This is a genomic window from Streptomyces sp. DH24, assembly GCF_029813775.1.
Classification (GTDB): Bacteria; Actinomycetota; Actinomycetes; order Streptomycetales; family Streptomycetaceae; genus Streptomyces.
The window spans coordinates 79,260-99,054 of the sequence record NZ_JARVKW010000028.1 but is presented as its reverse complement, the minus strand read 5'-3'; the positions used below and the strand labels follow the sequence as shown (position 1 = coordinate 99,054).

General features: G+C 74.2%; 16 protein-coding genes and 1 pseudogene. 8 read left to right on the top strand and 9 right to left on the bottom strand.

All coding sequences use genetic code 11. The features are described from left to right. Positions 1-433: 433 nt before the first annotated feature. Positions 434-1,028, bottom strand: a pseudogene (locus tag QC282_RS22285) (GNAT family N-acetyltransferase). Between the two features lie 160 nt (positions 1,029-1,188). Between QC282_RS22285 and QC282_RS22280 the strand changes: the two are divergent. Further along, positions 1,189-2,397 carry an NAD(P)/FAD-dependent oxidoreductase gene (locus tag QC282_RS22280; RefSeq protein ID WP_279551304.1) on the top strand — a complete coding sequence of 403 codons (1,209 nt, stop codon included), beginning with the start codon at positions 1,189-1,191 and terminating at the stop codon, positions 2,395-2,397. 17 nt (positions 2,398-2,414) lie between these two features. Here the strand turns inward: QC282_RS22280 and QC282_RS22275 are convergent, their stop codons facing one another. Beyond that, complete coding sequence (locus QC282_RS22275) at positions 2,415-3,719, bottom strand: MFS transporter (protein WP_279551303.1); 1,305 nt, start codon at positions 3,717-3,719, stop codon at positions 2,415-2,417. Positions 3,720-3,790: 71 nt separating this feature from the next. Here QC282_RS22275 and QC282_RS22270 point away from each other — a divergent pair, with 71 nt between their 5' ends. Beyond that, positions 3,791-4,798 (top strand): GlxA family transcriptional regulator, encoded by a 1,008-nt coding sequence (locus QC282_RS22270; RefSeq protein WP_279551302.1) that lies wholly within the window; start codon positions 3,791-3,793, stop codon positions 4,796-4,798. Positions 4,799-5,228: 430 nt separating this feature from the next. On the opposite strand, the gene QC282_RS22265 is transcribed toward QC282_RS22270, so the two are convergent. The 3 genes from QC282_RS22265 to QC282_RS22255 all read right to left on the bottom strand — a co-directional run bounded on the left by QC282_RS22265 (position 5,229) and on the right by QC282_RS22255 (position 7,391). After that, the gene (locus QC282_RS22265) at positions 5,229-5,723 is read right to left on the bottom strand and encodes an ATP-binding protein (RefSeq protein WP_279551301.1); all 495 of its coding nucleotides are present in this window, start codon (positions 5,721-5,723) and stop codon (positions 5,229-5,231) included. 601 nt (positions 5,724-6,324) lie between these two features. Further along, on the bottom strand, positions 6,325-6,837 hold the full coding sequence (locus QC282_RS22260; protein WP_279551300.1) for an EF-hand domain-containing protein: 513 nt from the start codon (positions 6,835-6,837) through the stop codon (positions 6,325-6,327). Between the two features lie 173 nt (positions 6,838-7,010). Next, positions 7,011-7,391, bottom strand: coding sequence for an STAS domain-containing protein (locus QC282_RS22255; RefSeq protein WP_279551299.1), 381 nt, complete (start codon positions 7,389-7,391; stop codon positions 7,011-7,013). A 369-nt stretch (positions 7,392-7,760) separates the two neighbouring features. Between QC282_RS22255 and QC282_RS22250 the strand changes: the two genes are divergently transcribed. Beyond that, a complete protein-coding gene (locus QC282_RS22250) occupies positions 7,761-8,342 on the top strand; it encodes a sigma-70 family RNA polymerase sigma factor (protein WP_279551298.1) in 582 nt (193 codons plus the stop codon). Then, a complete protein-coding gene (locus QC282_RS22245) occupies positions 8,339-9,832 on the top strand; it encodes a maleylpyruvate isomerase N-terminal domain-containing protein (protein ID WP_279551297.1) in 1,494 nt (497 codons plus the stop codon). Before QC282_RS22250 ends, QC282_RS22245 begins: the two co-directional genes overlap by 4 nt. Before the next feature lie 28 nt (positions 9,833-9,860). Here QC282_RS22245 and purU read toward each other — a convergent pair whose 3' ends face one another. Then, a complete protein-coding gene (gene purU, locus QC282_RS22240; RefSeq protein WP_279551296.1) occupies positions 9,861-10,742 on the bottom strand; it encodes a formyltetrahydrofolate deformylase in 882 nt (293 codons plus the stop codon). A gap of 47 nt (positions 10,743-10,789) precedes the next feature. After that, positions 10,790-11,290 carry a hypothetical protein gene (locus QC282_RS22235; RefSeq protein WP_279551295.1) on the bottom strand — a complete coding sequence of 167 codons (501 nt, stop codon included), beginning with the start codon at positions 11,288-11,290 and terminating at the stop codon, positions 10,790-10,792. A gap of 117 nt (positions 11,291-11,407) precedes the next feature. Between QC282_RS22235 and QC282_RS22230 the strand changes: the two genes are divergently transcribed. Then, complete coding sequence (locus tag QC282_RS22230; protein ID WP_279551294.1) at positions 11,408-12,715, top strand: ABC transporter substrate-binding protein; 1,308 nt, start codon at positions 11,408-11,410, stop codon at positions 12,713-12,715. 68 nt (positions 12,716-12,783) lie between these two features. Here QC282_RS22230 and QC282_RS22225 read toward each other — a convergent pair whose 3' ends face one another. Further along, positions 12,784-14,595, bottom strand: coding sequence for a hypothetical protein (locus QC282_RS22225; protein WP_279551293.1), 1,812 nt, complete (start codon positions 14,593-14,595; stop codon positions 12,784-12,786). Positions 14,596-14,796: 201 nt separating this feature from the next. Beyond that, positions 14,797-16,182, bottom strand: coding sequence for a transcriptional regulator (locus tag QC282_RS22220; RefSeq protein ID WP_279551292.1), 1,386 nt, complete (start codon positions 16,180-16,182; stop codon positions 14,797-14,799). A 351-nt stretch (positions 16,183-16,533) separates the two neighbouring features. Here QC282_RS22220 and QC282_RS22215 point away from each other — a divergent pair, with 351 nt between their 5' ends. The 3 genes from QC282_RS22215 to QC282_RS22205 all read left to right on the top strand — a co-directional run bounded on the left by QC282_RS22215 (position 16,534) and on the right by QC282_RS22205 (position 19,793). Then, complete coding sequence (locus tag QC282_RS22215) at positions 16,534-17,211, top strand: bifunctional DNA primase/polymerase (RefSeq protein ID WP_279551309.1); 678 nt, start codon at positions 16,534-16,536, stop codon at positions 17,209-17,211. 207 nt (positions 17,212-17,418) lie between these two features. Beyond that, a complete protein-coding gene (locus QC282_RS22210; RefSeq protein ID WP_279551291.1) occupies positions 17,419-18,210 on the top strand; it encodes an ABC transporter ATP-binding protein in 792 nt (263 codons plus the stop codon). Further along, complete coding sequence (locus QC282_RS22205) at positions 18,207-19,793, top strand: transporter (RefSeq protein WP_279551290.1); 1,587 nt, start codon at positions 18,207-18,209, stop codon at positions 19,791-19,793. Before QC282_RS22210 ends, QC282_RS22205 begins: the two co-directional genes overlap by 4 nt. Positions 19,794-19,795: the final 2 nt, after the last annotated feature.

Here is a 19,795-nt window from a genome sequence, read left to right as displayed (position 1 = left end):
CCCCCCGACACGTCCCCTTCCCGCCGTACGCGACTGCGGCCCGGTGGCCCATCCCGTCCCGCCCATCCCGCGCGGGCGGCTGCGGCGGCGGCACGCCGCAAGCCGCGGGCAGTCGTGCCGCTGGGGCGGCACGGGTGGGCGCGGGCGGCAACCCGATGGCGCCGGGCCGCGCGAACCCCGTGCGGTCAGCGCAACGCCGGGCAACCGGACAACACCGGACAGCCGAGCGGCGGCACGTCGCACGCCGCGGGCATGCGTGCCGCCCGGGGCGGCACGGGTGGGCGCGGGCGGCAACCCGATGGCGCCGGGCCGCGCGAACCCCGTGCGGTCAGCGCAACGCCGGGCAACCAAGCAACGTCGCTCACCCCGACGTCCGCAACGGGGCAACGCCGCAGCCACCGCACCCCCGGTCGCTCGCCACCCCCGTCGCCCCCTACGGAGCCGGGTCCGTGGACAGTCGGGCGTGCAGATGCGCATCGCGGAACGCGTCGTGCCGGCCCGCTGCGAACACCGCCCCCCGCAGCGTCCCCTCGTACCGGAACCCGCACCGCTCGGCGACCCGGCAGGACACCTCGTGCCCCACGGCGTGAGTCCAACTCAAGCCGGTGCAGCCGGAGTTCACTGAACGCCCAGTCGGCCGCGACCCGCAGCGCCCGCGTCGCGACACCCCGGCCGCGCGCCTCGGGAAGCACCCAGTAACCGAACCGGGCCACCTTGAGCGCATGGTTGACGGCGTTCACACCGATGTGCCCGAGCGTCGTGCCGCTGTCCGCGGCGGTGATGCGGAACGCCGCGCACCGTCCCTCGTCCGCCTCCCGGGCCCGCATCCGCAGCGACTCCCGCGCGCTCTCGGCGTCGGTCACGGGGCTGACGGGCGTGTTCCAGCGCCGGAACTCGGGGTCGAGCTGGCCCCGCAGCCACGTCTCCACGTCGGTGTCGGAGTCGGCGTCCCAGGGGCACAGCCGCAGATCGTGGCCGCGTACCTCGGACACGAGGGAGGTCAGGTACGGGTCGTGAAGGGAGGCCATCGGTCCATTCAACAACGCGCGCGCCCCGCACGGGGCCAGCAAGACCCGAGGGCTTCGGCCACCCGCCTCCCCTGGGCAGCAGCCGCCCGGCGGGGTTTCGCGGGGCTCAGGCACCAGGCCCTCGTACAAGCGTTCCGGTCCGTGGTGGATACTCCCGCCCATGGCCGACTCCACAGCATCCCCGAACCCCGCGGTGCCGACCCCGGCGGACCCCGCGCGTCCCGTCTACGTCGTCGGCGGCGGCCCCGGCGGGCTGGCCGTCGCGTACGCCCTGCGCGCCCGGGGCATACGCGCCGTCGTCCTGGAGAAGTCGGACCGGGTCGGGGCGTCCTGGCGGGGCCACTACGACCGGCTGCGCCTGCACACCACCCGCCGGCTGTCGAGCCTGCCCGGACTGCCGATCCCGCGCCGGTTCGGGCGCTGGGTGTCCCGGGACGACGTGGTGCGCTACCTGGAGAAGTACGCCGAGCACCACCGGCTGGAGATCGTCACCGGTGTGGAGGTGTCCCGCGTCGAGCGCACCCCCGACGGCACCGGCTGGCTGCTGCGCGCCACCGGCGGCCGGGAGCTGACCGGCGCGGCGGTGGTCGTCGCGACCGGCCACAATCACACGCCGTACGTCCCCGCCTGGCCGGGCCGCGAGACCTTCACCGGCGAGTTCCTGCACGCCCGCGAGTACCGCAACGCCGGGCCGTACGCCGGGCGGGACGTGCTCGTCGTCGGCGCCGGCAACACCGGCACCGAGATAGCCGTGGACCTCGCGGAGGGCGGCGCCGCCCGGGTGCGGGTGGCGATCCGTACCGTGCCGCACATCGTGCGCCGGTCGACGGCGGGCTGGGCCGCGCAGTACACGGGCGTGCTGGTGCGCCGTCTGCCGGCAGCCCTCGTCGACCGGCTGGCCCGGCCGATGGCCCGGCTGAGCGTGCCCGACCTGGCGGAGCGGGGCCTGCCCCGGCCCGACACCGGTCTGTACTCCCGCGTCCGCGAGGGCGCGATCCCGGTGCAGGACGTCGGCTTCGTCGACGCGGTGCGCACCGGCAAGGTCGAGATCGTGGCGTCCGTCGAGCGTTTCGAGGACGGCGGGGTGGTCCTCGCCGACGGCAGCCGCGTCGAGCCGGACGCGCTGATCGCGGCGACCGGGTACGCCCGTGGCCTGGAGAGCCTCGTCGGCCATCTCGGCGTACTGGACGACCGGGGAAGACCGGTCGTCCGGGGCGCGCGCACCCCGGACGGGGCGCCCGGTCTGTACTTCACCGGGTACACCAACCCCATCAGCGGCATGCTCCGTGAGCTGGCCAGGGACGCGGTGCGGATCGCCGGTGCCGTCGCGAAGAAGGGCGGCGGGGCCGTGTCACGCCTGCCGGGCTGACCGGCGCCCCGTCGCGGTCAGGTGAGGGACGGCACCGGCGTCGGGCGGCGCCGGATCACCAGGGCCATCAGGGTCGCCGCCGCGCACAGGGCGCCGGACGCGTACCAGACGACGTCGTAGGAGCCGAAGGTGTCGCGGGCGACGCCGCCCAGGAAGGCGACGAGGGCGGCGCCGACCTGGTGGGAGGCGAGGACCCAGCCGAACACGATCGCGCTGTCCTCGCCGTACTGCTCCCGGCACAGCGCCAGGGTGGGCGGGACGGTGGCGACCCAGTCGAGGCCGTAGAAGACGATGAAGAAGATCATCGGCGGGTGGACGCTCGGCGCCAGCAGCATCGGCAGGAAGAGCAGGGAGATGCCGCGCAGCGCGTAGTAGGCGGCGAGCAGGCGGCGGGGTTCGAAGCGGTCGGTGAGCCAGCCGGAGGCGATGGTGCCGACCACGTCGAACACCCCGATCACGGCGAGCAGGGAGGCTGCGGCCGTGATGGGCATGCCGTGGTCGTGGGCGGCGGGCACGAAGTGGGTCTGGATCAGGCCGTTGGTGGACGCGCCGCAGATCGCGAAGGTCCCGGCCAGCAGCCAGAACGGCCCGGTGCGCACGGCGGAGAACAGCACGGTGACGGCGCGGCGGGCGGCGCCGGGCACGGGCGCGGGCTTGGGCACGAACTCCTTGGCGCCGTACGGCTTCAGGCCCACGTCGGCCGGGTGGTCGCGCATCAGCAGCCAGACGAACGGGACGACCGCGAGGGCGGCGAGCGCGACCGTGACGGCGGCCGGGCGCCATTCGTGCCGGTCGACGATCCAGGACAGCAGGGGCAGGAAGATCAGCTGTCCGGACGCGGAGGCGGCGGTGAGGATCCCGGTGACCAGGCCGCGCCGTTCGGTGAACCAGCGGTTGGTGACCGTGGCCGCGAAGGCCAGCGCCATCGAGCCGGAGCCGAGGCCGACCAGCAGGCCCCAGCACAGCAGGAGCTGCCAGGCCGCGGTCATCCACACCGTCAGGCCCGAGCCGAGGGCGATCACGGTGAGGGCGACGGCGACCACGCGCCGGATGCCGAACCGGTCCATCAGCGCCGCCGCGAAGGGCGCGGTCAGGCCGTAGAGGGCGAGGTTGATGGAGACCGCCGCGCCGATCGTGCCGCGTGACCAGCCGAACTCCTGGTGCAGCGGGTCGATCATCAGCCCGGGCACGGAACGGAAGGCGGCGGCGCCGATGATCGTCACGAAGGCGACGGCGGCGACGAACCAGGCGCGGTGGACACGGGAACGCCTGCGGGGCCCGGCGCCCTCGGCGGCTGTGGCGGCAGCGGTTGTCTGGGTCACGCCATAGAGCGTGTGGTGCGGGGACCGCACGATCGAGTGGCCCGAAGGACAGCATTCGCTAGGATCGGGCCATGGCCCTGGACAGCACACCCGAGCGGCCCTTCCGGCCGCACCGCGTCGTCGTCCTCGCCCTCGACGGGCTGCTCCCCTTCGAGCTGGGCATCCCGCACCGCATCTTCGGCCGGCCGAAGGACGCCCGCCGCCGGCCGCTGTACGAGGTCGTCACCTGCTCGGTCCGGCCGCCGGGCCCGGTCGAGACGGACGCCGACTTCTCGATCCACGTGGCGCACGGCCCGGAGGCGCTGGCCACCGCCGACACGGTGATCGTGCCGGCGTCGTACGAACTCGGCCCGGTGTACGAGGAGGGCGTGCTGACCGACGACCTGGCCGCCGCGCTGGCCCGCGTCCGGCCGGGCACCCGCCTCGCCTCCATCTGCACCGGTGTGTACGTCCTGGCCGCCGCCGGCCACCTGGACGGCCGCCCGGCGACCACGCACTGGGCGGACGCGGAGCGCCTCCAGCGGCTGTTCCCGCGCGTCAAGGTCGACCCGGAGGTGCTGTTCATCGACGACGGCGACGTCCTGACCTCGGCCGGGGTGGCCGCCGGCATCGACCTGTGCCTGCACATGGTGCGCCGCGACCACGGCACGGCGGTCGCCAACGAGATCGCCCGCCGCACCGTCGTACCGCCGCACCGGGACGGCGGGCAGGCGCAGTACATCGAGCGGCCGGTGCCCGATCCGCAGCAGGCGACGACGACCGGGGCGCGGGCCTGGGCGCTGCAGCGGCTGCACGAGCCGATCCAGCTGCGGGACCTGGCCGCCCGGGAGAGCATGTCCGTCCGCACGTTCACGCGCCGGTTCCGCGAGGAGGCCGGGGTGAGTCCCGGGCAGTGGCTCGCGCGGCAGCGGGTGGAGCGGGCCCGTCAGCTGCTGGAGTCCACCGACCTGTCGGTGGACCAGGTGGCCCGCGAGGCGGGCTTCGGCACGGCCCAGTCGATGCGGCAGCACCTGCAGGCGGCGCTGGGGGTCACGCCCACCGCGTACCGCAGGACGTTCCGGGTGGGGAGCGGGGCGTAGTCGCGGCGCGGGCCGATGAAAAGTTGTCCACAGCCTGTGGACAAAGAGTCGCGGTGAGCCGCGGCCGCATCCCGCGGTTCGGTCGGCTGGCGGCGTGGCGCTTGCCTCGCCCCGAGCACGGCTTCGCCCGCCGCCACCCGACTCCGGCGTCCCCCGCCCGGCCTCCCGTGGCCCCGAGGAAACCGACGCCGTGTCACGACCCGCGCTCGTCGAGGGCCTCCGTCACCAAGGCCCTCGTCGTCCCCTCACGGCAAGTCGCTGCCACAAGCGTGATCAAACGGACATGAGGCGTCAACACCTGTCCGGCAATTTGTTACTTACGCACCCTTTGCGGCGGACGCGCACAGATGCACAACCCCGGCGCACCACTTGACGGTCCGGACACGCCCCGCGTCCGACGTGCGCCCCTGCCCCGGGCGGTGTCCGCGGCCTAGACCGCCTCGTAGGCGAAGCCGCCGTACGCCGCGGCGCCGCCACCGTACGCCACGACGCCACCGGTGCAGGCCGCGGCGTCGGAGGGCCGTTCGCAGCGGTCGAGTTCGCACCAGATGCGCTGGCCGGCGCCCTCGCGGGTCCAGCCCCCCCGGTCGGCGAGCCCGTCGACGAGGGCGAGACCCCGGCCGCCGGTCGCGTCGCCGTCCGGGCAACGGGGCACCGGGGCGCGGTCGCTGCGGTCGGCGACCTCCAGGCGGACGGTGGCGCCGTCGACCGCGGTGCCCGGCAGGGACAGCCGCAGCACCGCCGGACGGCCGGTGTGCACCACGGCGTTGGTGACCAGTTCGGAGACGAGCAGGATCAGCGTCTCGGCGATCGGCTCATCGGCCTCTATCCCCGACCCGGCGAGGCGTGAGCGGGCCCACTTCCGGGCTCGCGCCACCTCGGCGGGGTCGGGCCGGACCTCCAGCTGCACTTGAAGCACCTGCACCGCTCACACCATCCGAACCGGCGGACACTTAGGCTCGCGCCTCATGAGGGCCACGATCGTAGCCATTTTCTGCATGGCCAGAACAACGGCCGGGACAAGAGTCACGGAACGTGAATCCCTTGTGGGACAGCATGGTTGACGTACAGTCACGTCAACAAGCGCTTCGGGCATATTCCAGCGCGAAGGAGTACCCGTGCGGCATACTGTGCGACGCCCGTCGCCACGAGTCGAACGTGCGACGTCGCCGGACCCTCCCGACCTGCTGCGAACGGCACCGCGCACCGCCGCGCCCCGGGCCGCCTCACAGGCAACTCCGGCCGGGCGCGCGCTCAGAACCACTCGCATCCACCACAAGGTACCGGAGCGGACCGCCGACTCCGGGCCGTGACGAGCCGCACCCGGGACACAACCCGGTATCAACGCTCCGTGACCTGCCGATGCCACAATCCGTGACATTCGCCGGTGTGTTGCGACAACACCCCAGCCCAGGCCGCTCCGACGGCGGGACGGCGCACACCGAGGCGTACGGGAGCGCTCACTCTGTGTCACAGAACGGGGCGGCAACGTCCGTCGCCCGTACGGCGCTTGGTCCCGGCCCGGCCTATTCGGGGACGGTGAAGTAGCGGGCGAAGGCCGACACGATCTCGGCCTCGCCGATCCTGCCGTCGGCGTCCGTGTCGAGGGCGGCCGCGGCCCGCGCGGCGACGTCGTCGCTCACGCCGAGGCAGCCGAGCACCCGCGCGGTGGCCTCGACGGTCGCCCGGCCGTCGCCGTCGGCGTCCGCGACGTCGAGGGCGGCGTGCAGAAAGGGGCGGGCGATCTCGGCGAACCGGTCCGGGTTGTCGCGCAGCCGCTTGACCGCGCCGGTCACGAACTCCTCGCGGGTGATGCGCTGGTCGCCGTCCCGGTCGGCGATCCCGGCCATGCCCTGCCAGAACGCCTCGGCGCCGATGTACAGCGCCTGGCCCCTGTCGGAACGCGCCGGTACCGCGAACTCCGCGAGCAGCGCCTTGGCCGCCGCGTTGAAGTCCGCACGGTCGATGTAGCCGTTGCCGTCCTGGTCGAAGGTGGCGAACCGGGCGGCGATCCTGCCCTCGTACTCGCTGCTCACCATGTCTCTCGGGCCGCCTTACGTCGGATGGATGGGCGATCTCGCTCGGAGCGTACGACGGCGCGGACCGCGCCGGAGCGGGAACAACGACGCTTGTACCAAGACCGGGGGAATTCCGGGACAACGGCGTTGCGGTGCGGCGCGCCTGTCCGCGCGGGCTTTCCGGGGGCGACGGTTCAGGCCGACAGCGGCCCGGCCTCCGGGGCGACGGCCGCGTCGACGTCGGGATACACGTCGAACAGCCGGCGGACACCGAGGGCGCCCATGACCCGGTTGACGTGCGAGCCGTCGGCGGCGCCGCGGGCCGGCAGGACCAGCCGCAGACTCCCCCGGCAGGAACGTATGAGCCGGCGGGAGGCGATGAGGACGCCGACGCCGCTGGAATCGCAGAACCAGACCTCGGAGAGGTCGAGGACGAGACTGTGCCGGCCGTCGGCCACCACGTCGTGAATTCCCTGACGCAGCACCGGCGACGTCACCAGGTCCAGCTCGCCCGACACCCGGAGCACGGCCCACTCGCCGCGCTCGGCACCGGTCACTTTGAACGCCACCACCATGCCCTTCGCTCGCCGGACCGAACGGAAGCAGTTCTTACGCTTCCTTGCAGCGCGGCTGCCCAGCGGCAGTTCCCTGAAACACGGGGCCACAAACGGACGCTGTACGAAAGAGGCTTGTTCAAGTCGGCTTCGATCCTGTTCGATCGGGTCTGTGCCGACGGCGTCCCGCGTGGTCGCGCCGCGGGACACGCGCCACCACTGATCGGCGGCCCTATACCACCCGCGGATGCGCCCAGGGCACACATTGACGCAAAGGGGCGTGCGTTGTCATACGTGCCGACTACATTCGAAGGGACGGCGGGCGCACGCCGGGCAGCGAAGGGACGGCGGACACCGCCGTCGGGCAAGGGGCGAGGGGGGGAGGGCCGCATGGCGAAGAAGGAAACGCCGCTGCGCTGGGACCGCAAGATGCAGCAGCGGCTCGCGCGCGGGGAGGCGGCGGCCCTCGGTGAGCTCTACGACCGGTTCGCGTCCCTCGTGCACGGTCTCGCGTACCGGGTGCTCGGCGACGAGCGCGCCGCCGACCGCCTCACCCGCGAGGTCTTCACCCATGTCTGGGAGCACCCCGACACCTACGACCCGAAGCAGGGCCCGCTGCGCACCTGGGTCGCGGCGCTGACCCACCGCTTCGCCGTGCAGCGGCTGCGCGACACCGAGACCGCCGCCCTCGCCCGCGGCGGCGCCGGCAGCACGGAGGAGCTGGAGCGCAAGGTGCGCCAGGCCTCGGTCGCGGCCCGCGCCGACTACATCGTGCAGTCCATGCCGGTCCCGCTGCGCGCCGCCCTGGAGCTGGCGTACTTCCAGCGCCGCGACTACCGCCAGACCGCCGCCGACCTCGGCGTCACCGAGGACGAGGCGCGTCGCAGACTCCGCCTCGGCCTGCAACTGCTGTCCACCGCACGCGACGCCGGGGCACCGGGCGCTCCGCCCGGGTACGGGGGTGCGGCGTGAGCGGAGCGGACCGTTTCGAGGCGTTCGACGAGCACGGAGGTGACCGGGAACACACGGGATGCGACGGCGGCGAGGGCACCGGCGCCGAGCAGCCCGGCGGCTTCGACGGCTCCGGTGACCCCTGCGACTCCGGTGGCCCGTGCGGGCCCGGCCGGGTCGGCGGTCCCGGTGACCCAGGTGACTTCGGTGATGCGGGTGGCTCCGGTGGCTCCGGTGACCGGGGCGGGTCCGGTGGGCCGCGGAGCGGCGGGCCGGAGGGCGGTGGCGGGAGTGAGCCCGGCCGGCCCCGCATCCCGCTGCCGCGTGCCTCCGTCGAGGACGGCGGACGGCCGCTGCCCGCGCTGGAGGACCTCGGCGACCCGGACCGCCCCGCGCCGCCCGCCCTCGACCACCGGGTCCTGAAGTCGCTGCTGGGCGCCTGGGCGCTGGCCGCCTGCTCGGCCGAGGAGGCGGCCGGCGTCGAGGAGCACCTCGGCGAGTGCGGCGCCTGCGCCGAGGAGGCCCTGCGGCTGCGCGACGCCGTCGGCCTGCTCCAGCGGCCCGAGAGCCTCGACCTGAACCCGGCGCTGCGCACCCGCGTCCTGGAGGCCTGCCTGGAGCGGCGCCCGCCGCGCATCCCGGTGCCGCAGTGGGCGACGGCGTACGACGCCGAGACCGCCCGGCTGGACGCGCTGCTGCAGGACTTCGGCGACGCCGAGTGGCACGCGCCCGTGCGGCTGCGCTGGTTCGCCGGCCAGGAGGAGACGAACCGGCGCACGACGGTCGCCGGGGTCATCGCGCACCTGATGACGGTCGACGGGCTGGTCGCGGTGGCCCTCGGCCTGGACGACCCGCTGGGCGAGATCGCGGCCGAGGCCGGCACCCCGGCGGCGCGCACGGAGGCGTACTGGCGGGCGCTGCACGTCCCGCCGACCCGCGGGGTGCGGGCGCAGTGGCGTGAGCAGAGCCACGACCTGGTGCGGACGGTGGCGTTCACGGACGGGAGCGCGGGCCGGATGCCGGTGTCGTTCGGCGACTTCCGGCTGCCGCTGCACGACGCGATGCTGGACCGGGCCTTCGAGTGCTGGGTGCACGCGGAGGACATCGCGGACGCGGTGGACTACCCGTACGAGCCGCCGTCGGCGCGGCATCTGAACCGGATGATCGACCTGGCGGCGCGGCTGCTGCCGGAGGCGCTGGCGGACCGCCGCCGGGGCGGGCCGGGCCCGTCCGGCGGGCACCGGCACCTGGTCGCGGCGGGCGAGCCGGGCCGCAGCCTGCGGCTGGAGATCGAGGGTTCCGGCGGCGGCGAGTGGCTGATCCCGCTGGACTCCCCGGCGGCGGTGGGCTCCGCCGAGCACGAGGTGGCGCACATCGCGCTGGACGGTGTGGAGTTCTGCCGGCTGGCCGCGGGCCACGTGTCCCCGGAGGAGGCGGCCGCGGGTCAGCTCGGCGACAAACAGGCCATCAGGGACGTGCTGTTCGCGGCGGCGTCGCTCAGCCGCATGTGACCGGCAGCACGCCGGCCGGGCCGTGGCGCTAGGCGAAGACGACCGTCCGCCGCCCGTTCAGCAGGATGCGGCGCTCCGCGTGCCACTTCACGGCCCGCGCCAGCGCCTGGCACTCCACGTCCCGGCCGATCGCGACCAGTTGGTCGGGGGTGACGTCGTGCCCCACCCGCTCGACCTCCTGCTCGATGATCGGACCCTCGTCGAGGTCGGCGGTCACGTAGTGCGCGGTCGCCCCGATCAGCTTCACGCCCCGGGCGTGCGCCTGGTGGTACGGCTTGGCGCCCTTGAAGCTCGGCAGGAACGAGTGGTGGATGTTGATGATCCGCCCGCTCAGCTGCTTGCACAGGTCGTCCGAGAGCACCTGCATGTACCGGGCGAGCACGACCAGCTCGACGTTCTCCTCGCGCACGAGCTCCAGCAGCCGCGCCTCGGCCTGCGGCTTCGTGTCCTTCGTCACCGGAATGTGGTGGAAGGGCAGGTCGTAGGACTTCACGAGCTCGGCGAAGTCGGTGTGGTTGGACACCACGGCGGCGATGTCCACCGGCAGCGCGCCGATCCGGGCGCGGAACAGCAGGTCGTTCAGGCAGTGTCCGAACCTGCTGACCATGAGGACGACGCGCATCCGCTCGTCGGCCCGGTGGATCTGCCAGTCCATCTGGAAGGAGTCACCGATGGCGGCGAAGCTGGCCCGCAGCTTGTCCACGGTCACCGGCGGCTCCGCCGAGAAGTGGACGCGCATGAAGAACAGTCCCGTGTCGTGGTCGCCGAACTGCTGGCTGTCCTCGATGTTGCAGCCGGTCATGAACAGGTAGCTCGACACGGCGTGCACGATGCCCTGCTTGTCGGGGCAGGACAGCGTCAGGACGTACTGGTCGGCCGGGGCCGCGGCTCGGGTGGACTGCTCGTTCATGCAGGACAGGGTCCCATATGCGGGGCCCGCGCCGGGGTGGCGTCCCGCTACGCGGACCGGGTCAGGATGTTCAGCACCTCCAGGCTGCGCGGCGGCGTGTCCGGGTCCTCGCCGTCGCTGGTGGCCATCCGCACGTGCGCGTCACGGGCCGCCCGCACCGCCTCGGGCCAGGCCTCGTTCGCCAGGTAGGTCTGCACGGGGGCGTCGGGGCCGACGTGGTGCATGATCCGCAGCACGCGCAGGACGGCGGTGTCGACGAGGGCGGCCTCCTGCGAGTCGCGGAAGATCGTGCCCACGTACTTCTCGGCCGACCAGTGGTCCAGCCAGGTGTCCTCGACCAGGCGGTAGACGGCGTCGGTGACGTCGCCGTAGCCGTCCACACCGGCCAGCCAGACGTCCCGCTGGAACACGGGGTCGGAGAGCATGTGCAGCGCGGAGCGCACATTGCTGCGCCAGCGCCACCACGGCATGTCGTTCAGGGGCATGCCGCCCATGGTGGGGGAGCGACGGCCGCGACGGGAAGAGTTCTCCGAACCTTGCACGGTCACCGATCGTACGTTCCTGTCCCCGGGTGCCTCACGGGCCCCCGCAATTCACTTCGCCGCCACCGCACGTTGACCGAGGGTCACTCCCCGGTTGGCCGTGTGAGGGAATCGTGCGAGCACATGACCGGTAGGCGCCACCCCCGCAGCACATTCCTGTCCCGCCTCCTCTCCCGACGCGTCAAACCGACCGCCCTGACCACGGTCGCCCTGGCGGCGTGCTCGACGCTCGCCGCCGGCTGCGGGGTCGTCCCCGGTACCACGGGGGGTTCCGGGGACGACCCGATCACCGTCATGACCTGGGCGCCGATGGACACGGGCGCCACCAACCAGCCCGGCATGCCCGCCTTCGCCCAGGCCTACGCCCGCTGGATCAACGCCCACGGCGGCATCAACGGCCGCAAGCTGCGCGTGCTGGTCTGCAACGACCACAACGACGGCGTGGCCGCCGCGAAGTGCGCCCGCCGCGCCGCCAAGGAGAACGTCGTCGCGGTCGTCGGCTCCTACAGCCAGCACTCCGACGCCTTCCTGCCTCCCCTGGAAGGCGCCGGCATCCCGTACATCGGCGGCTACGGCATCACGACCAACGAGTTCACCAGCCCGCTGTCCTACCCGGTCAACGGCGGCCAGCCCACGCTGCTGGCCGGCCTCGGCAACGCCCTCGCGTCGAGCTGCGGGCCCGTCACCCTCGTCCGGCCCAACACGATCGCCGGCGACCAGCTGCCCGAGCTGCTCGACTCCGGCCTCACGGCGGGCGGCCACCCGGCGGCGAGCGACCAGCTGGCCGAGGAGGACGCCAACGAGTACGACGGCCAGTCCGAGCTGGCCCTGCGGCGGGCCAACGCCGACCCGGCGAAGCAGGGCTGCGTGGTGCCCGCGCTCGGGGACCGCACCAACACGTTCATGGACTCCTTCCGCCGCGCCCGCGACCACTACCCCGAGGTGCGGACCGCGACCGTCCTGGGCAGCGTCGACCAGACCGCGATCAACGCCACCGGCGGGGCGTCGGGTCCGTACGAGGGCTCGTACATCACCGGCTGGTACCCGGTGGCGAGCGACGCGCGCTGGAACCCGATGAAGAAGGTCATCCAGGAGAAGGCCTTCGGCGACAACCGCATCGACGCCGCGGACGCCGGCGTGCAGACCACGTGGATCGCCTACACCGTGCTCCGCAGGGCCGTCGAGGCGCTCGGGGACGGCGAGGTGACCGCGGACTCCGTGCGGGACGTCCTCGACGACGGCCTCAAGGTCGACACGGGCGGGCTCACGCCGACGCTCCAGTGGAAGTTCCAGGACCAGCTCGCCGCCGTGGGCTTCCCGCGCCTGGTCAACGCCAACGTGACCCTGCAGATCGTGCGGGAGGGCCGGCTGGTGGCGGCGCGCGAGGGCTTCGTGGACGTGACGGGGACGCTGCGGAACGCGGAGCTGTGACGCCCCGACGCCCGACGCCGTGACACCGCGCCGCGGGGCCGCCCCGGCCGGGACGGCCCCGCCCGCCGTCACAGCTGGGTGGGCCGGCGCTGGGTCAGTCCGTAGTTCTCGGCGATCACGTTCCACAGCTCGGCCGCCCTGGCCTTCTGCTGGGTGGCGATGCCGCTCTGCCGGTTGCCCGCCGCCGTCTGGCCGCTGGTGAAGGCCTGCCCCTTCTTGCACTTGCCCTTCTTGGCGGCGACCTGGTCGGCCCAGGCCGCGTAGTGGTTGTCGGCCGACGCGGACGCCTGCCACGCCTTGGTGAGCGCGGTCGTCAGCGCGGCGTGGTCGGGCAGCTTGTCCACGCTCAGCCCGGACAGGCGCGTGACCAGCTCGTTGCGCTGCTTGGCCGCGTCCCGCAGGTCCTTGGCCGCCGCGTCGAGGTTCCGGCAGGCCTTGACGTCCGAGACGGCGTTGATCACCGAGGTCCGGCTGTCGCCGCTGTCGGCCAGCAGCTTGTCCAGCTCGACGGCCTGCGCCTCGGCCGGGTCGGCGGACGGCGAGGGCGACTCCTCGGCCACCGGCGCCGTCGCGGACACCGGCTGCTTCTTGTCGTCCTGCTCGCCGCCGCCACCGGCGAGGAGCGCGCCCGCGCCGACGCCGACGACGACGATGGCGACGCCGATCGCCGCGATCAGCGGCACCCGCGAACCGCCGCGCCCGCCACGGCCTCCCCGGCCGCCCTCACCGTCGTACGCGGTGCCGTGCCGTCCGCCGCCGGGGCCCTGCGGGGCGTACGCGGTCTGCGCGGCGGCGTGCGGGGGGCCCTGCTGCGCGAAGCGGGGCATCTGCTGGGTGGCGTTGGCCGCGCCGCCCGGCTCGCTGCGGAAGAGGTTGTCGAACTCGGCGGGCGGCTGCCGCTCGCCGGGCGCCCCGGACGGCCGGTCGCTGACGGGGGCGATGAACTGGGTCGCCTCGGCGTCGGGCCCCGACGCGGGCGGCATGGGGCCGCCGTGGACCTGCTGTCCGGCGTGGTGGGGCCGGCCGGCGTGGCCGGCGTGCGGTCCGCCGTGCTGCGGGGCGCGGCCGAGGAACTGCGTGGACTCGGCCGGCGAGTCGGCGCGCGCGCCGGCCGGCATCTCGGGCGGCAGGGCACCGGGCCCCACCGGGGGTATGTACTGCGTCGCGCCCTCGTCGGGGGCGGACGCGGCGACCGGCGGCAGGTAGTGGGTCGCCTGGTCGGTGTGACCGCCGGGCGCGGGCGGCAGGTACTGCGTCGCGCCGTCCCCGGCGGGCGGCAGCGGGGCCCCGGCGCCCTGGTGGCCGTACGTGCCCCCGTCCGCGGGCGGCAGGGTGTGGTCCGGGCCGCCGTGCTGGGCGGGCGGCAGCGGAGCGGCGCCGTGGTGGCCGTACGTACCGCCGTCCGCGGGCGGCAGGGCGTGGTCGGGCCCGCCGTGCTGGGCGGGCGGCAGCGGGGCCGCGCCGTGGTGGCCGTACGTGCCGTCGTGGCCGGTGTCCTGGTGCGCCCGGGGGGCCGTGCCGTAGGCGTCCGGGGTGCCCTCCTGCGGCAGCGGGGCCCCGGCGTCCTGGCCCGGCGCTCCCCAGGAGGCGGGCTGCTGCGGCGCGCCCTCGGGCGAACCCCAGGGCTGGGCGGGCGGCGGCGTCCAGCCCGGGGCGGCCGGCGGGTTCTGCTGCTGGTCGGGCCCCCACGGGGTGCCCCAGGCCTGGCCGCCGGCCGGCGTCGTGGTGGGCGGCGGGGCGGGCGCGGGCCCGCCGGGCCGACCGCCGCCGGATGCGCCCGGCATGCCCGGCAGCAGCGGCTCGCCGCCGTCGGAGGGCAGCACGATGCCTTCGCGCGCGGGGCGCGCCGAGGGCTCCTCGCCCTGTCCACTCTGCGTCACCGGGACTCCTACGATTGGGGGACCTTCGGAATCGTCGGCTCACGCTACCGGGTCCCCCGAGCCCGCTGCCACGCAGCACAGGGCGCGAGCTCCTTCCCTGTGAGCGCGGTAACAAACCCGGGCCGCACGACGCTGTTTACGTCACCTCCCGCGCCGCACCCTGTCCTTTCCCTCACCTTCACACCGTGGCCACCGGGGCGTTCACGCCGCTGTCTGCAGGTCGAGCCGTGCCCCGAACTCCCTGACCACCGGCTCGTCCCGGTACGGCTCCAGCCGCTGCTGGAAGTCCTCCAGGTACTCGGCGCCCCGGTTGGAGCGCAGCGTCTCCAGCAGCTGGACGGCGCGCAGCCCGGTCGCGCAGGCGTGCTCGATTTCACGTTGCTGCACCTGCGCGGTGGCCAGCAGGACGTACCCGATGGCCCGTCGGCGTGCCCGTGACTCCGGATGCCCGGCCAGGGACTCCTGCGCGCACCGCGCCGCCGCGTCGGCCTGCCCGAGGTCGCGGTGGCAGTGCGCCAACTCGTCGGCCAGGTACGCCCGGTCGAAGTGGGCGATCCACGCCGGGTCGTCCCCGGAGGCCGGGTCGGCCGACTCCAGGGCGCTCACCGCACGCCCGGCCGAGGTCTGCGCGGCCCGCGCGTCGCCCATCAGCGCGTGCCCGCGGGCCTCCGCCGCGAGGAACATCGCCTCCGCGCGCGGCGTCACCCGCCCGCGTGCGCCCTCCTGCGCGGCGCGCGCCAACTGGGCGATCTCCCTGGGGTTTCCGAGCTGCGCGGCCAGGTGGCTCATCGACGCGGCGAGCACATAGCCGCCGTACCCGCGGTCCCCCGCGGCCTGGGCGAGGCGCAGCGCCTGGATGTAGTACCGCTGGGCCAGGCCCGGTTGACCGGTGTCGACGGCCATGTACCCGGCGAGTTCGGTCAGTCGCGCCACCGCGGCGAACAGGTCCCGGCCCACGGCCTCGCGGTACGACCCCGCCAGCAGTCCCGAGACGACGCTGTTGAGGTAGTGCACGAGGACCGGGCGCACGTGTCCGCTGCCGTACTGGTGGTCGAGTTCCACCAGCGCCTGTGTCATCGCGCGGACGGCCGCCACGTCGGACTGGCCGACGCGCGGCCCCGCCGAGCGCGCCACCTGGCCGTCGGGCGCGGTGATCAGCCAGTCCCGGCTGGGCTCGACCAGCGCGGACGCGGCGATCGACGAGCCGGACAGGAAGTCCCTGCGGCCCACGTCGCTGCGCCACAGTTCGCAGACCTGCTCGATGGCCCCCAGTACCGTCGGCGAGAACTGGAGACCCACGCCCGAGGCGAGGTTCTTGCCGTTGGCCATGCCGATCTCGTCGATCGTGACCGTCCGGCCGAGTTTGCGTCCGAGCGCCTCCGCGATGATCGCGGGCGCCCGGCCCCGCGGTTGCTGGCCGCGCAGCCAGCGCGCCACGGACGTCTTGTCGTAGCGCAGATCGAGCCCGTGCTCGGCGCCGCACATGTTGACCCGGCGGGCCAGCCCGGCGTTCGAGCAACCCGCTTCCTGGATGAGCGCCTGCAGCCGTTCGTTCGGCTGCCGCGCGACGAGAGGCCTTGCGGCCATGCGTACCCCCTGAGGCTGCGGTGCCTGCCCACGCACCGAGTTGACGTGTCTTCCGCGACCGGACCCCCTCACGTCCCGGCGAAAAGTTCCGGCCGTGAAGATCAATGCCCCGCCCAGTTGGCGAAGATGCGAGGCTTACGAGGATTTGCCGGATACGGCTGCCGCGCGAAGGCGGCGACCGGTCCCCCACGTGGCTACCCAGCCCTCGCACCGGAACCTCCCACGCGCCCCCGCCCGTGCACCCGTGCGCCCCGGATGCGGAATCGATGCTCCTGCCTCGCGCGCGAGCCGCCCGCGGCACGGCCGTAACTCCAGGTGGGTGCGGGAGTTGAGTGGGGCGTGGAAAAGACGATCCCGGGCACCGAAGCCGTTCAGACCGCCGGGCGGACCGCTGGGCGGACCGCTGGGCAGATTCCGACGCAGCGCGGGGAGTCGCTGCTGGATACCGCCGTGCGCTATGCCGAGGAACGTCACTGGGACGTGTTCCCCGGCACCTGGCTGGAAGCCGTCGACGGAGTGCACCGCTGCTCGTGCGGCGACGCCGCGTGTGCCGCGCCGGGCGCGCATCCGGCGCGCGAGGACTGGGCGACCCAGGCGACGGGCAGCGCGACCGTCGCGCGACGCATGTGGCAGCAGCGGCCGACGGCGTCGATCCTGCTGCCGACGGGGCGCACGTTCGACGCGATCTCCGTGCCGGAGACGGCCGGTTTCCTGGCGCTGGCGCGCATGGAGCGGATGGCGGTGACGCTGGGGCCGGTGACGCTGACGCCGGACCGGCGGATGGAGTTCTTCGTGCTGCCGGGGGCGGCGGCGAAGGTGCCGGGGCTGGTGCGCAAGCTGGGCTGGTCCCCGGCGTCCCTCGACCTCGTCACGCTCGGCGAGGGCGCGTACCTGGCGGTGCCGCCCACCCGGTTCGGGTCCCGCGGCGCCGTGCAGTGGGCCTGCCGGCCGACGGCCGCGAACCGGTGGCTGCCGGACGCGGAGGAACTGATCTCGCCGCTCGCCTATGCGTGCGGGCGGGACCGGTAGCCCAGCCCGCGCCTCTTCGCCCGTCGTTGATGCCGCCGGCCGAGCGCGGCCGAGCGCCGGCCGACGCCGCCCGCCGACCGACGCCGGCCGACGCCGCCCGCCGACCGACGCCGGCGGGCGGCTGCGGTTCGGCCGCGGTTCGGCCGAGACTGGTCGAGCGGTTCCCCTCCCGCCTGCCGGGCGTCGCCGCCCCGTAGGGTGCTCGCTATGACCGAGGGGACTGCAGTGGGTACACCGGCCGTGCGGGTGCGAGGGCTCTGGAAGCGGTTCGGCCAGCAGGTCGCCGTGGCCGGGATCGATCTGGAGCTGCCCGCGGGCAAGTTCATCGGGCTCGTCGGGCCGAACGGCGCCGGGAAGACCACCACCCTGTCCATGGTGACCGGTCTGCTGCGCCCCGATCAGGGCGAGGTCGAGGTCGTCGGGCACGACGTGTGGCGTGATCCCGTCGAGGTGAAGGCCCGGATCGGGGTGCTGCCGGAAGGGCTGCGGCTGTTCGAGCGGCTGTCGGGACGTGAACTGCTCGCCTACTCCGGCCGTTTGCGGGGGCTGCCCGGCGCCGAGGTCGACAAGCGCGCCACCCAGCTCCTCGACGTCCTCGACCTGGCCGGCGCCCAGCACAAGCTCGTCGTCGACTACTCGACCGGCATGCGCAAGAAGATCGGCCTGGCCGCCGCCCTGCTGCACAACCCCGAAGTCCTCTTCCTGGACGAGCCGTTCGAGGGCGTCGACCCGGTCTCCGCGCAGACCATCCGCGGTGTCCTGGAGCGCTACACCGCCTCCGGCGCCACCGTGGTCTTCTCCTCCCACGTGATGGAACTCGTGGAGTCGCTGTGCGACTGGGTCGCCGTCATGGCGGCCGGCCGCATCCGCGCCCACGGCCCCCTCGCCGAGGTGCGCGGCGACGCGCCCTCGCTGCAGCGGGCGTTCCTGGAACTCGTCGGCGCGCACAGCCGCGACGCCGGGTCCGACCTGGACTGGCTGGGCGGCGGGGCACGATGAGCACCGTCACCTCCACCGTCGTCCGGCTGAAGCTGTCGCTGCTACGGGGCGGGCTGCGGCAGTCCGGCGGGCGGCGCGCCGCCTACGTCGCGTCCGCCGCGTTCGCCCTGCTGTTCGCCGCGCTCCAGCTGATCGGACTGGTCGCGCTGCGCGGGCACGCGCACGTGGAGTCGCTGGTCGTGCTGGCGGCGGCCGTGCTGGGGCTGGGCTGGGCGGTGATGCCGCTGTTCTTCCCGGGCGGCGACGAGACCCTCGACCCGACCCGGCTGGTCATGCTGCCGCTGCGGCCCCGCCCGCTGGTCCGGGCGCTGCTGGCGGCGTCGCTGGTCGGCATCGGGCCGGTGTTCACGCTCTGCCTGCTGGTCGGTTCCGTCGTCGCCGTCGCGCACGGCGGGGCGGCCTTCGCCGTCGGCGTGGTCGCCGTCCCGCTCGCACTGCTGGTGTGCGTGGCGCTCGCGCGGGCCGTGGCCGCCGCCAACGTACGGCTGCTGACCAGCCGCAAGGGCCGCGATCTCGCGGTGCTCAGCGGCCTCGTCATCGCGGTCGGCGCGCAACTGGTCAACTTCGGGGCGCAGCGCCTCGGTTCGTCCGGCCTCGCGCAGCTCGACCCCGCGGCCGACGTGCTGCGGTGGGTGCCGCCCGCGTCGGCGATCGCCGCCGTCCACTCGGTCGGCGACGGCTCCTACGCTGTCGCCGCCGCCCAACTCGCCCTGAGCGTCCTGGCCCTGGTGGTCCTCGTCGTCGTGTGGACGCGGCATCTGACCCGGCTGATGACCGCGCCCGACGGCTCCACGCTCGGCGCGGCGGACTCGGCCGCCCGTGAACGCACGTCGAGCGGGCTCGCCCGGCTGCTGCCGCCCGGCCGCACCGGCACCGTCATGGAACGCAGCCTGCGCTACGTGTGGCGCGACCCGAAGACCAAGGCGGCCTGGGTGACGTCGCTGGCCATCGGCGTGATCGTCCCCGTGTTCAACGCCTGGCAGGGCACCGGCTCGGTGTACTTCGCGTGCTTCGCCGCCGGCATGCTGGGCATCCAGATGTACAACCAGTTCGGCCAGGACACCTCCGCGTTCTGGATGGTCGCCATGACCGTCTCGTCCGCCCGGGACGCCTACGTCGAACTGCGCGCCCGCGCCTTGGCCCTGCTGGTGATCACCCTCCCGTACGCCACCGTCGTCACCGTCGTCACGACGGCGATGCTCGGCGACTGGGACCGGCTGCCGGAGGCGCTCGGCCTGTCCTTCGCGCTGCTCGGCGCGATGCTCGCGACCGGCGCCTGGACGTCCGCGCGTTTCCCGTACTCCATCCCGCAGGAGGGCCACAAGAACGTCGCCCCGGGCCAGACCGGACTGGCCTGGATCTCCATCTTCGGCGGGATGATCGCGGCGGCCCTGCTGTGCGCCCCGGTCATCGCGCTGACGATCTGGCTGCACGTGAGCGAGGGCGGCGACCGCTGGGCCTGGCTGCTGCTGCCGGTGGGCACGGCCTACGGCGCGGCCCTCACGCTGCTCGGCCTGCGGCTCGCGGCACCCCGCACGGCGGCGCGGCTGCCGGAGATCCTCACGGCGGTCAGCAAGGGGTGAGG